The sequence below is a fragment of the Rhizobium sp. NFR12 genome (assembly GCF_900108545.1).
In the GTDB taxonomy this organism is placed as follows: Bacteria; Pseudomonadota; Alphaproteobacteria; order Rhizobiales; family Rhizobiaceae; genus Neorhizobium; species Neorhizobium soli.
Genome location: NZ_FNWM01000001.1, coordinates 1,460,593 through 1,473,595, shown reverse-complemented (window position 1 = coordinate 1,473,595; position 13,003 = coordinate 1,460,593). Strand labels below are relative to the sequence as shown.

Sequence of the window (13,003 nt, the reverse complement as noted above, 5' to 3'; positions counted from 1 at the left end):
AATGACCCGAAAAGATACCAGTCATTAACCATTCCAAGCTAATTTGCGAGGCACTTGAAGTTTCTGGTTTCCAAGGGAAAGCACATGTATTCGCGCTTCTTTTCGCTTTTCGGTGGCATCGTTGCACTGACCATCGCAACTGCTCCCGCCCTGGCACCGGAGGCCTCCGCGGCTTCGCGTGACAAATCCTTTTTCCAGCAGGTCGGTGGCGTCTGGAAGGGTCCGGGCGAAATCGTCGCGGGCAAGTACAAGGGTACGAAGTTCAGCTGCAACCTGATTGGCGCTGCACAGCCGGATGGCACTGTCGGCATCAAGCTCGATGGCACCTGCCGCGTCGGCGTTTTCCAGCAGCCGATGTCCGCGGTCATCAGCCAGAGCAGCACCGGCTATTCCGGCAAGTTCCTGGACGGCGCCCAGGGCAAGGGCCTCGACATCGTCTCCGGCTCCGTCAATGGCGACAAGGTCGTGATGGGCATCAACCGTGCCCAGCTGAACGGCGCCATGGTCGCCAGCCTGCGCGGCGAGAACAAGATGAACATCACCATTTCGGTGAAGGTCGAAGACCAGATGGTGCCCGTGATCGGCCTGTCGCTGGATCGCGATCTGGATTCGATCGCCGTCGGTTCGATCAAGCCCTAATCCACCAATCCCTGTCTGCGTCAGCGATCCTAATGCCTTCGATGTCCGCCTCTGCCAGCCAGTCGCGGACATTTTTCTGTCCGAGGACCATTTCGGGCGCGACATCGGCAAGCGGCATCATCACAAAGCCCCTCGCCGTCATGCGCGGATGGGGAAGCTCCAGCGTCTCGGAGTGATACGCGCTGTCGCCGTAGGTCAGGATGTCGATATCGATGGTTCTCGGGCCCCAGCGCTCGACGCGCTCACGCTTGCGCCGCCTTTCCATATCAAGACAGACATCGAGAAGCGACTCGGGATGAAGCGAGGTCTCGATCAGGGCGCAGCAGTTCAGGAACTCGGCCTGATCCGTCTTTCCCCATGGCGGCGTGGCATAAAGCCGGGATACGGCGAGCACCCGACAGTCCGATCGGGCATCGAGTTCCCTCAACGCATCTGCCATCGCAGCCCGCGGATCACCGACGTTACCGCCGAGCCCAAGGGCTACCAATTTCATCGAGCCGTCACGCGACATGCTCGATCCTCACTTCGGCATAATCAAGAATTCCCGGGATCGGCACGCTCGGCTTGCGCACCGTCACCTCGACCCTTCGGATCTGCGACGACCAGGCGCAAAGCGCCTTAGCAATGTCCTTGGCCAGCGTCTCGATCAGGTTGCGGCGCGTGCCGGTCACGATCCTCTCGACGATTTCATAGGCTTTGCCATAGTGCACGGTGCTCTCGACGTTGTCGTCTTCGAGCGCTTCTTCGGCATCCACATGCATGACGAGATCGACATAGAATCGCTGACCGAGCCTCTCTTCTTCCGCAAAGGCTCCATGACGAGCGAAGAAGGCGCAGTTTTTCAAGGCGATGCTGTAGGTCCCCATCAGCTCTCCTCCCGTTGCGCCGCACGGGACGCCAGAACCGCATCTGCCATCAGCAGGGCATCGCGGTTGGCCGCGACATTATGAACCCGGAAGATCGCCGCACCAGCGAGTCGGAGGATCGCAGTCGTTGCAGCCGTGCCGATATCCCGCCGATCGGCCGGATCCCGCATCGTGACTGAACCGACAAACCGCTTCCGCGACGTCCCGGCGAGCAAGGGAAATCCGAGTGACTGCAACTCGCGAAAGCGGGCGATCAGTTCCATGTCGTCGTCCCGGTTCTTGGCAAATCCGAACCCGGGATCGAGCACGATCGCCGCATCCTTGATCCCGGCAGCATGCGCGATCTTGAGAGACCGCGTGAGGAAATACTGCTGGTCTTCGATCATGTCCGCACGTCGATCCGTCCGGTCGCGTCCCGTATGCATGATGCAGATACCGGCACCTGTCTCGGCCGCGACGTCAGCCATATCGGGTTCGCGCTGAAGTCCATGTACGTCATTGATGACGTGGGCGCCGGCAGCCATCGCCAGCCGCGCCGTTACCGCACGATAGGTATCGACCGAGATGATAGCGTCGGTTTCGCCGACAAGCTTCTCGATCACCGGCAGGATGCGATCCTGTTCTTCGGCAGGCGTCACCGCCGCCGCGCCGGGCCGTGTCGATTCGCCACCGATATCGAGGATGGCAGCACCTTCGGCGACGCAGCTCAGCGCATGCCGCACGGCGCCATCCGTTTGCGCATGCCGACCGCCGTCGGAAAACGAGTCCGGCGTCACGTTGACGATCGCCATGATATGGCCTTGCGCGCCGAGTTCCAGCACGCGTCCGCGCGCCAATTGCCAGTGCGTGTTGCGCCGCGATATCACCGGCCAATCATCTTCGGAGAGTTGACGCAAAATTCAGGGACCTCGTGTTGCGCTTGGTCTCGCTATGCCCCAAGCTCTTTTAAAGTTCAACGTTGCAGGCCACAGAATGTTTTCAATGCGCGCGGTTCGCCGTCTCATCGGTACCGTACTTCTTGCAGGCGTCTTCGCCTCTCCCGCATCGGCCGCACCGATCATCACCAAGACTTACTCGTATTTTCAGATCGGCGGCAAAACTGCCGAAGACCTCGACAAGGAGCTGGAAAAACGCGGTCCGCTGACCCGCACGACCGGCCACCGTCATCCCGGTGCAACCGAAATCAAATTCGGCGGGGAAGTGACCTATGTCGAGCGCGCCAATCGATGCACGGTCGGCGCCGCAAGGGTCACACTGCGTACCCATATCGTTCTGCCACGCTGGATCAATCGACGTCGTACAGACGCGGATCTTGGCATGATATGGGACACGCTTTCGGCAGACATCAAGCGCCACGAAGAACGCCATGCCGAGATTGCCCGCACTCATGCCCGCATTCTCGAGAGACAGCTTCTGGACCTATCGACGCCCAGCAGTTGCGATAGTCTCGAGAAGAAGGTCGCCGATGCGACTCGCGATCTTCTGGAAGCACACGACCGGGAACAGATGCGGTTCGACCAGGTCGAGTCGAAGAACTTCGACGAGCGGATGACCCGTCTCCTGAAATACCGGATGAAGCGCGACTGATCGGGCAGCGAAAGACTACATCGATCGGCACAGCCAATCCACCGACCCGTAGCCCGACCTCTCCCGAGACTTGCGCGGAGCTTTCGCACCACCCTGTCATTCATCGGTGACTTATAACAATATACTAATGTGTGTGTCTGGGCTAAAACCGTAGCAACAGAACGGCGCTGCCAACGACCCATATCAAGTGTCATCCAGCCGCCCGCGATCCCGGCCACGGTGCCCGGATCCACCCGTTCAGGCGCCGCAAATGTTCGCGGCCGCGATCAGGCACTTGGACCGAGAGAGGTCCCGCGTTGTTGCCTTGTACAAGCTTCACAGGTCTCCCCGGCGCAATTGCGGCCGCAGGCGTTTTCCTCCCTCGCCTTGCGGCTATGCGCCTGCCTTGCCTCGCTTGCGCTAACTGCGCAGCGAGGCATTTTTTTGGAAGAGGGTCGTCTGGTTTGGTTCAGGCCTGACGTTCTGGAACGTGCACGATCAGACCGTCGAGATCGGCCTTGATCTTGATCTGACAGGACAGCCGCGAGGTCGGCTTCACCTCAAAGGCGAAGTCGAGCATGTCTTCTTCCATCGCTGCCGGAGGACCGACCTTTTCGGTCCAGCCATCGTCGACATAGACATGACAGGTGGCACAGGCACAGGCGCCGCCGCATTCGGCCTCTATGCCTGGCACGGAATTGCGCACGGCGTTCTCCATTACTGTGGAGCCGTTGTCAGCTTCGATATCGAAGCGCGTACCGTCGAAGGCAACGAGGGTCAGTTTCGTCATAATCAGGAAATCCGCATTGAGTGGCAGTCTTGGCCGGTTGTCTTCCGATAAATCACCGGTCCAGTCAACACGAACGGACGACGCGCCGTTGTCTTGCGGCGCCCTTCAACTGTCACGGATCAGCGGCAGAGTTTCAGGATGAAGTTCTCCGCTTCCACGACACACGCGGCAAGCGCGGCCAAATGCGCGGCGTCGGCACCGTCTGCTTCGAGTTTTTCTGCAGCTTTGGAAACGCCGAACGCGCCGACCGCAGATGCAGCACCCCTCAGGCGATGCGCCGTCATCGCAACCCCGGCAGCGTCTGCGCCCGTCATGTCCTGCAGCGCCCGGCGGGCGTTGCGGGCAAACATCATCAGCACTTCGTTTTCCAGTGTCTTGTCGCCCATCGTCTGGCGGGCAAGATGCACGAGATCGATCGGGCGCGACTGCGAAGGACATGCCCCGCGCGGGCTAGTGGGCGTTGAAAAAGCAGTATTCGCCGCTGACATGAAACTCTGTTCCTCTTTGGGGCTCAATCATGCGTCCCAGTGATGCGGGACAGCGGCTGCCTATCCCGTTAAATTCCGGCACAATCACGGCGCAAATTTCGGGACATGGTTAATTTCCATCAACCTCACGGAATGTCAGGGGTTTCGACATTTTTCGTGGTTTAAATTCTGTTAACAACAAATCTGCTTTCCGGGCCGATCCCGGCCGAGCAATTGTGTGAAAGACACGAATGTGTCACTACAGGACGGTTGAGATGGGTGTGTAAACCATCCTGCGTCTGACGGCGGAACGGTGGTAAGCTTTCATTATCATCCGTTTGCAACAACGGCCGTTCGAATTGTGAGTAAAGTGGAATTGCGGCCAGCATGACGCACGGGCCGGGTTCCGGTCGGCGACCCGACTTCCAGCCTGCAGGCGGCAGAGCTGGAACGAAAGCGCCGGGTGAGTGTAACGAGGCGTAACCGCATGGCGAAGAAAACGAGCAGCGAGTCGGTCGATGAGACGGCTTTCCAGGCACTGGAAGAAGCGCTGAAGATCGACTTCAACGGCGAGCAGCCTCGCGCCCGACCAACTCAGACCGCTTCGGAGACCAGAGTGTCGGATACGCCAAGGCAGCGCTCCCCATCGTCCTCACAAAATCCGCAATCCGCTCCGCCTCGTCAGGCCGGTCCCGAAACGACAGCCCGACAGCCCGCTTTCGAGCCGGCCAATGATGCCGGTCGCCGCACCCCGAATGCGATTCTTCGTTCGCTCGAAGGCGGCTCGATCAAGAGCGCCGTCCGCAATGCCGCCATTATCTCGTTCTTCTGGGTTGTTGCGGGTATCGGTCTCGGCCAGCTGATCTACGGCAGCCAGCTGTGGGAATTCACCTCGGTCGCCGGCGTCCTCGCTGCACCGGGAATCGTCGCCCTCGTCGTCGGCATCCTGCTGCCGATCATGCTGTTCTTCGCCTTCGCGATCATGATGGCGAGAGCTGCTGATCTGCGCAATGCGGCCCGCTCGATGGCGGAAGTGGCCCTGCGTCTCTCCGAACCGGAAACAATCGCCTCCGAGCGCATCATGTCGGTCGGCCAGGCTGTCCGCCGCGAAGTGTCTGCGATGAACGAAGGCATCGAGCGCACCATTGCGCGTGCCTCCGAGCTGGAAACGCTGGTTCATTCCGAAGTCAACGCGCTGGAACGCAGCTATACAGACAACGAGCTGCGCGTCCGCGGCCTGGTGCATGAACTCGGCGCCGAGCGCGACGCGATCGTCAACCATGCGGAACGTATCCGCTCGTCGATCGTCGGCGTGCACGAGCAGCTGAAGGAAGACCTGTCGCTGTCGACAGAGGAGATCTCCGTTCGCCTTGCCACGTCAGGCGAGGCCTTTGCATCGATGATCGACACCCGCGCCGCGTCTCTCATCGCAAAATCCGACGCTGCCGGTGAAGCGCTCAGCTCCCTGATGGCGGCCCGTGCCGAAAACCTCGTCTCGAGCCTGACATCGTCCGGTATCGCTCTGGCCACCGAGTTCGATATCCGCCTCGACACGCTCACATCGACCATGTCCGAACGCGGTCAGGAATTGCTCGGCCAGTTCGAAACCCGTGCGTCGACCATCGATGCCAACACCGAAAAGCTGAACGCCGCCCTCGCCGACCGTACCCGTCAGCTCAACGAGACGCTGCTTGCCCGCACCCGCGAAATCACCGAGGGTCTGAACGACAGCGAGAAGACGCTCGGCGGCACGCTGGACACGGCGATCGCCGCACTCAACCGCTCGCTTGACCAGAAGAGCGCCACCTTCCGTCAGAGCCTGCAGACTGCTTCCGACGACGCGATCATGGATCTCGACCTCCGCTCCGGCCTGTTTGAAGACCGTCTCCAGGCAACCGTTGGCCAGCTTTCGGCAACCTTCGACGACGGCCTGTCGCAGTTTACCACGGCATTCGACCAGCGCGCCGGCACGCTCGACAGCAAACTGATGGACAGCCTCGCCCGCATCAACGAAACCGTCGCCGGCGGTTCGGATGCGATCGAAGGCATCCTGTCGTCCAGCATCGACCGGATCGGCAATGCACTGACCGACCAGTCCCTTGCGCTCGCCACCACGCTTGGAACCGGCCAGGAAGTGCTGGACTCCATGCTCGAAAACCGCGCCCGCGAATTTTCCGATGCGCTTGCTGCCCGCAGCAACGAAATCAGCCACAGCTTCGGCGACGCCCACAACAAGGTCGACGCCGTCATGGTCGAACGCGGCACGGCACTCGCCGCCGCACTCTCCGATAGCCAGGCCCGTTTCGAGGACGCCGTCGGTTCGCGCGCGGACGCCCTCATCGATGCGGTCACCGGCAGCCACGATCGTCTTGCAGAAGTCCTCGACAGCCGCACCTCGGCAATCAGCGAGCTGATGTCGGGAACACCCGAGCGCCTGTCCTCGATGTTCGACGACAAGACTGAAGTCCTGTCGAAGGCGCTGTCCGACAGCGAGATCCGGCTCGGCAGCGAACTGGAGCGCAAGGTGACGAGCCTCGACACGACGCTTGCCGCCAACCGCGACCGCCTCGCTGAGATCTTCGATGACCGGTCGATGGACATCGCGACTTCGCTTGCCCTGCACGAAGATCGCCTCACAGGCGCACTCGAAGAAAAGACGGCAGCTCTGATCGGCGCCGTATCGGATGCAGACAGCCGTATCGAACACACGTTCGCCGCTCGCGCCGAAGCAATCCGCACGGCCTATACGGACGGCCAGCTCGGTCTCGATCTCTCGCTCGAAAGCCACGTCTCCGAGCTTTCCCGCATCATCGACAGCGGCAGCGAACGGCTCGATAAGTCTGTCGGGGGTGCAGCCGAACGGATCGAAGCCACGTTGGCCGAACGCACCGAAGCAATCCGCAGCGTCTATCAGGACGGCCAGATTGGTCTCGACATCACGCTTGCGACCCAGACCTCGGAACTGGCGCGCATTCTCGACGGCGGCAGCGAACGCCTCGAGAATTCCGTAGAAGGGGTTGCCGGCCGCATTGAAGCTGCCTTTGCCGATCGCACCGACGCGATCCGCAACGCCTATCAGGAAGGTCAGCTCGGTCTCGACATTACACTCGAAACGCATGCCTCGGAACTCACCCGCATCATCGAAGGCGGCAGCGAGAAGCTTGAGACATCCGTCGGCGGCGCAGCCCAGCGTATCGAAACGGCGTTCGCAGATCGTACCGACGCAATCCGCACTGCCTATCAGGAAGGTCAGCTCGGCCTCGACATCACACTCGAAACGCACGCTTCGGAACTTACCCGCATCATCGAAGGCGGCAGCGAGAAGCTTGAGACATCCGTCGGCGGCGCAGCCCAGCGTATCGAAAGCGCCTTTGCCGATCGCACCGATGCGATCCGCACCGCCTATCAGGAAGGTCAGCTCGGCCTCGACATCACACTCGAAACGCACGCTTCGGAACTCACCCGCATCATCCAGGGCGGTAGCGAGAAGCTTGAGACGTCCGTCGGCGGTGCAGCCCAGCGCATCGAAAGCGCCTTTGCCGATCGTACCGATGCCATCCGCAGCGCCTATCAGGAAGGCCAGCTCGGCCTCGACATAGCGCTCGAGACCCACGCCTCGGAACTGTCGCGCATCATCCAGTCCGGCAGCGCGCAGCTTGAGACATCCGTCGGCGGTGCAGCGGAACGCATCGAAAGCGCGTTTGCAGATCGCACGGATGCAATCCGCAGTGCCTACCAGGACGGCCAGCTCGGCCTCGACATCACGCTCGAAACCCAGGCTGCGGAACTGTCCCGCATCCTCGACGGTGGCAGCGCTCGTCTCGAAAACTCGGTCGGTGGCGCAGCCACACGTATTGAATCCGCCCTCACCGATGGCACCAGCCGCTTCGAAACCGGCATGGCCGATGGCCTGCAGCGGATGGACGAAACCTTCGACGCCACCCAGCAGCGGATTGCTGCAACGATCGGCCTCGGTCACCAGCAGCTCGCCGATACGCTTGCCACAGCCGGACAGGACATCGCGCAGACGCTCGGCGCCGCCAACTACGAGATTTCCTCGACGGTCGGTTCGGGCGCCCAGAACATCTCCCAGTCCGTCGGCGACGCAACGCGCAACATCGCCTCGACCTTGGATGGAGCAACCCGCACCATCAGCGACACGGTCGGCACCGCTGCCGTACAGATCTCAGGCGTCGTCGATACCGCAAGCCGCGACATATCCGAAAAGGTCACGACGGCACACGGTCAGATGGCCGAGACGCTCGACACCGCAAACCGCCAGCTCTCGTCTACACTCGATGGCGGCTACGAGCGCATTCGCTCGACACTCGAGGATCGCGGCGGCCTGATTGCCAGCACGCTCACCAATGCGCAAAACCATCTGGCCGACCTGATGCTGGATCAGGCAACATCGATCGGCGCCACCATCGCAACCAGCGCCGGCATGCTGGAAATGTCCCTCGAAGCCCAGCAGGAATCGCTGCGCGCCACGATCGACGGCGCCGGTGAAAACCTGGAAACGCGTCTGCGCGAAAACGTCGGCGCGATTGCAGGCCAGCTCAACGAAGCCGCCCGCGAAATCACAGCCTCCGCAGAGGGATTCTCGAGCCGCGTCGAAGAAACTGTCGGCGGCGTTTCTACCGCCCTCGATGGCGCCGGCACCCGGATCGAGACGACCTTCGGTGGTCTGGAAGAACGCATCCGCTCGGAACTGGGCAATGCGACCAGCCTGGTCGACACGGCCGGCAACAGTATCGCCGATGCACTCGGCGCCCGCACCGCGGAACTGGAGCGCGTTACCAGCCTTGCGACCGATCGCGTTTCTACCGTGATGAGTGATCGCACGGCCGAACTGGAGCGCTTGTCGGGAGAAACTGCAGACCGCATCAATCAGGCGCTCGCATCCCGCACGCAGGAATTTGAGCGCATCGGATCCGAAACCTCGGATCGGATCGCCGAAACGCTGGATACACGCACCGCCCGCATTGAGGAACGCCTCGGTACCATGGACCGGGCGCTCACCGTCGGCCTAGACGCCGTGTCGCGCACCATCGAAGGCAAGGCTGTCGGCCTCGCCTCCAGCCTGCGGGACGCCGTCAGCGCCGCAGCGCAGGGCATGGATAGCGAAGCCAGCCGTTCGGCAGAGCTTCTTGCCCGCGCCGGCGCAGACTTCACGGAAGAACTCAGCACCCGCAACGATGAGTTTGCCCGCTCGATCGAACAGCGCTCCAACGATATCGTCGACCGCATTTCGGAAACCCAGAACCGGCTTGCCGGTCAGGCGGCAACCGTGGCGCAGGCCTTCTCGGAAGCCGGCAACGCGATCGTCCACAAGGTCGCAGAAGCAGACAGCCTGGTGAAGAAGCAGGTCAATGCGATTTCGGAAGCGCTTGGCGATGCCGAAAAGGCGCTCGATGCCCGCGGCACGTCTCTGCGCGACACGCTTGCCGAAACCGCAGGCGAACTCGACAGCGCTCTTTCGGCCGTCGACAAGGCGCTCGCTGCCCGTGGCGAATCGATCCGCTCGTCGCTCGACAGCCGCACCCGCGACCTGAACTCGATGCTCTCAAGCCGTTCGGCCGAACTCTCCAAGCTGATCGACGAAAAAGCACGGCCACTGGTCGAGGAATATGCCGAGACCGGCCGGTCCGCCGCCGAGCGCATCAGCCAGGCTGCACAGGAAAGCGCCGAGCGCCTTTCCACGGCCGCCCGCGATACGACCGACCGCATCCGCAACGAGAACGACGCACTGGTGGAGGCGATTTCCGCCCGTACCAACGAGACGCTCGCTGCCATCAGCCAGCGGACAGAGAATGCCACCGGTGCCATGCGCGCCGTCGAGCAGAGCCTGTCGGCAAACGTCAACAGCCTGATCGAGCGTCTTGCCGAAAGCAATTCCGGCATCGCATCGCTGGTCGAACAGGCCGCCCGCAATCTCGGCCAGGCAGCGGACCGTGTCAGCGAACAGCTGTCCGACGCCGATCAGAAACTCGATGCGACCGCCAACCGCTTTGCCGAATCGGCCAACAGCGCGGCCGACCTCGTGCATGGTTCGAGCCGCCTGCTCGAAAACAACATCGATCGCCTGGTCAGCATTTCCGGCCAGACGCTCAGCCAGGTCGGCGGCATCGTCGGTCGCTTCGACGATCACTCCAAGGTTCTCGCTCAGGCGTCCGAGCTGCTCGGCGCTGCCCAGTCGAACCTTGCAAGCACGCTCGACGAACGCCAGACCGCGCTTCGCACGCTCTCTGCCGGTCTCGTCAAGCGTTCGGAGGAAATCGAAGGCACGCTCAATGGTCTGACCTCCCTCGTCGATGGCGCCTTTACCCGCGCCGAAGATCGCACCTCGCAGATCGGCGCATCACTGCGCGAAAGCCTGCACGCTTCCTTCGCCGATATCGGTCGCGGCCTGGGCGAAACCCAGCAGCGTGCCAACCTCACGGCCCAGGCTATGCGCGAGACGCTGAGCGAGGCTGGCAACGAGGCAAGCCGCGCCATCGAGACGACACTGTCGGATGCCGAAACACGCGCCCGCGATCTCTCCGAACGCCTGCGCGGCAGCATCACCGGTTCGATGGGCGACATCGAGCGCCTGCTGGCCGACGCCGCAAACCGCACCGATGGCGCAGCCCAGCAGTTGCGCGATACGCTGCGGGTTTCCGTTGAAGAGGCGATCGGCCGCTTTACCGGCGCAACCGACGAGATCCGCCGCTCGGCCCAGGACATTCGCCAGGAACTCGATGCGACTCGTACCGAACTGAAGCGCGGCGCGTTCGATCTGCCCGAAGAAGCCAAGGAAAGCGCAGCCGCCATGCGCCGTGCCGTGGCTGAACAGATCAAGGCCCTGCAGGACATCTCGCAGCTAGTCGGCCGGTCCGCCCAGAGCCTCGACGTGTCCGAGCCGGTTGCAGTGTCACGCCCTGCTCCGGTCGCCCAGCCGGCTCCGCAGCCGGCGGCCCCGCGCCCTGCAGCCCCGACGGCACCAGCCGCCGCGACAAGCGCACCGTTTGGCTCGTCTGTCCTTCGTGACAGTCTGCCACTCGATCGTCCGACGCCGAGCATCGCACAGGGCGTCACCAAGCCGGTTGCCCAGGCGCCGTCACAGACGCCACCTGTAACGCAGGTTCTCGCACAGCCTCAGGCCCCGGTCTCCCGCGCGCCTGACGCAACGCAGCGTCCAGGTGAAGGCGGCTGGATCAGCGATCTCCTTCGCGGTGCATCGCGTGACGATACATCAGGCACAGTTGCCCGCCAGCCGCAGCAGCCTGCACGCCCGGCAGCAGCCGAACCGGCCCAGCCGGTTCGCACCAACGGCGACAACCGCAACCCGCGTCACATGGTGGAATCACTCAACTCTCTGTCGGTCGACATCGCCCGCGCGATCGATCACGACGCCTCGGTCGACCTCTGGCGCCGTTACCAGCGCGGCGAGCGCGACGTGTTCACACGCCGCCTCTACACGCTGAAGGGCCAGCAGACGTTCGACGACATCAAGCGCAAATACGAGCGCGAGCCGGAATTCCGCACCGCCGTCGATCGCTACATCGCCGATTTCGAAAAGCTCCTCGCCGACGTCGCCCGCACCGACCGCGACAAGACGGTCACCCAGAGCTACCTGACCTCGGATACGGGCAAGGTCTACACCATGCTCGCCCACGCGGCTGGTCGCTTCAGCTGAGCGAGCCACTCCGCAGGGAATGCCAAAAACAAGAAAAGCCGCCTTTCAGGGCGGCTTTTTCGTTGGCGGATAAACCCTGAACAAGCTGTTGGCGAGAGGGGTACCCCGACGTCTCTCATCCCAGCCCTTGTGCCGAAATTCCAGCGGCACGAGGTCTGTCGGGTCACAGACTCCTTCACTTCATGGACACGTACGGACTGGATCCCCGCCACAAGGGCGAGGATTAGAGGAGTTTGGTGACAGGCTCAGTTTCCAAAGCGACCTGCGGAGTTTTTCGCCAGTACTCTTCACAGAACGCTCAGTCGCCCATCAAGCCGGCTTTCGATGGGCTGCACTGCATCGGAGCGAACCTGACGTCTGGCCCTCTTTCTACTCAGTTCCTCAACGGCCGCTCTTTTGCCGCGCCCCAGAAACTGAGCCGCGCATCGGGCGCGTGCCTGAGGAGAATGATCTCCATCCGTGCACGAAGGTCGCTGCTAAAGCGTGACGCGTTCCGGGCGCCCTAGACGCCGATGTGGCACGCGCCGGCGACATCGTTGCGAAACACCACGGCGCCGCCAAAGGCAGAAGCCAGACCACCTTCGCCCACCACGCCGCCTGCGCCATAAACCGCCACGACACTTTCCAACGGTGCAACGCTGACCACGGTGTCACCGGAGGGAGCAAAACCGGATTGCCTGAAAAGATAAACGGGGATCGAAGGCTCAGTTATTCGCTCGCCTCTCATGGGAGGCAACCGAGATCGGAGCGCTGTTTATAGCGCAGGTCAACCCCACAACGGCCAGGCTATTCCTTCGGATTGCGAAGCCCGCTGTCAAAGACACATGGCAGGACTTGCGAGGATCTCAGGGCTGGAAGCAGTATCATATCGCTCACCAGGCAGAGCGGGTCCGGGAGCCGGGTGGGTATCCTATCGCGATGCTTGGGACTACCGCCAAGCTTCACCGCCAGCGCCCTTGGGTAGCGCTCGCTCAGCTCACATGACGTACTGCAGGAG

The 13,003-nt window shown here is 62.2% G+C and carries 8 protein-coding genes; 3 read left to right on the top strand and 5 right to left on the bottom strand.

Annotation, left to right across the window (positions count from 1 at the left end):
• The first annotated feature begins 84 nt into the window (after positions 1-84).
• The gene (locus BLW69_RS07055; protein WP_062456618.1) at positions 85-639 is read left to right on the top strand and encodes a hypothetical protein; all 555 of its coding nucleotides are present in this window, start codon (positions 85-87) and stop codon (positions 637-639) included.
• Here the strand turns inward: BLW69_RS07055 and folK are convergent.
• Genes folK through folP form a run of 3 tightly spaced genes read right to left on the bottom strand, consistent with a single transcriptional unit; the run spans position 629 to position 2,296 of the window.
• Positions 629-1,132: a 2-amino-4-hydroxy-6-hydroxymethyldihydropteridine diphosphokinase gene (gene folK / locus BLW69_RS07050; protein WP_082476318.1), complete on the bottom strand. Its 504-nt coding sequence runs from the start codon at positions 1,130-1,132 to the stop codon at positions 629-631. The genes BLW69_RS07055 and folK overlap by 11 nt on opposite strands.
• 7 nt (positions 1,133-1,139) lie before the next feature.
• On the bottom strand, positions 1,140-1,505 hold the full coding sequence (gene folB / locus BLW69_RS07045) for a dihydroneopterin aldolase (protein ID WP_092660822.1): 366 nt from the start codon (positions 1,503-1,505) through the stop codon (positions 1,140-1,142).
• The gene (folP, locus tag BLW69_RS07040; RefSeq protein WP_092661130.1) at positions 1,505-2,296 is read right to left on the bottom strand and encodes a dihydropteroate synthase; all 792 of its coding nucleotides are present in this window, start codon (positions 2,294-2,296) and stop codon (positions 1,505-1,507) included. Before folP ends, folB begins: the two co-directional genes overlap by 1 nt.
• Positions 2,297-2,477: 181 nt before the next feature.
• On the opposite strand from folP, the gene BLW69_RS07035 reads away from it, so the two are divergent.
• Entirely contained in the window at positions 2,478-3,092 is a 615-nt protein-coding gene (locus BLW69_RS07035; RefSeq protein ID WP_092660821.1) for a DUF922 domain-containing Zn-dependent protease, read from the top strand.
• A gap of 448 nt (positions 3,093-3,540) precedes the next feature.
• Here the strand turns inward: BLW69_RS07035 and BLW69_RS07030 are convergent, their stop codons facing one another.
• Positions 3,541-3,861 (bottom strand): 2Fe-2S iron-sulfur cluster-binding protein, encoded by a 321-nt coding sequence (locus BLW69_RS07030; RefSeq protein WP_062456606.1) that lies wholly within the window; start codon positions 3,859-3,861, stop codon positions 3,541-3,543.
• A gap of 119 nt (positions 3,862-3,980) precedes the next feature.
• Entirely contained in the window at positions 3,981-4,349 is a 369-nt protein-coding gene (locus BLW69_RS07025) for an Hpt domain-containing protein (RefSeq protein ID WP_062456603.1), read from the bottom strand.
• Between the two features lie 466 nt (positions 4,350-4,815).
• On the opposite strand from BLW69_RS07025, the gene BLW69_RS07020 reads away from it, so the two are divergent.
• On the top strand, positions 4,816-12,006 hold the full coding sequence (locus BLW69_RS07020) for an apolipoprotein A-IV repeat region-like domain-containing protein (RefSeq protein ID WP_092660819.1): 7,191 nt from the start codon (positions 4,816-4,818) through the stop codon (positions 12,004-12,006).
• Positions 12,007-13,003 lie beyond the last annotated feature (997 nt).

Excerpts from the sequence above, each read along its gene's own strand:
- folB (WP_092660822.1), bottom strand. The coding sequence starts at position 1,505 with ATGGGGACCTACAGCATCGCCTTGAAAAACTGCGCCTTCTTCGCTCGT.
- BLW69_RS07020 (WP_092660819.1), top strand. The coding sequence starts at position 4,816 with ATGGCGAAGAAAACGAGCAGCGAGTCGGTCGATGAGACGGCTTTCCAG.
- BLW69_RS07030 (WP_062456606.1), bottom strand. The coding sequence starts at position 3,861 with ATGACGAAACTGACCCTCGTTGCCTTCGACGGTACGCGCTTCGATATC.
- BLW69_RS07025 (WP_062456603.1), bottom strand. The coding sequence starts at position 4,349 with ATGTCAGCGGCGAATACTGCTTTTTCAACGCCCACTAGCCCGCGCGGG.
- BLW69_RS07055 (WP_062456618.1), top strand. The coding sequence starts at position 85 with ATGTATTCGCGCTTCTTTTCGCTTTTCGGTGGCATCGTTGCACTGACC.
- folK (WP_082476318.1), bottom strand. The coding sequence starts at position 1,132 with ATGAAATTGGTAGCCCTTGGGCTCGGCGGTAACGTCGGTGATCCGCGG.
- folP (WP_092661130.1), bottom strand. The coding sequence starts at position 2,296 with ATGGCGATCGTCAACGTGACGCCGGACTCGTTTTCCGACGGCGGTCGG.
- BLW69_RS07035 (WP_092660821.1), top strand. The coding sequence starts at position 2,478 with ATGTTTTCAATGCGCGCGGTTCGCCGTCTCATCGGTACCGTACTTCTT.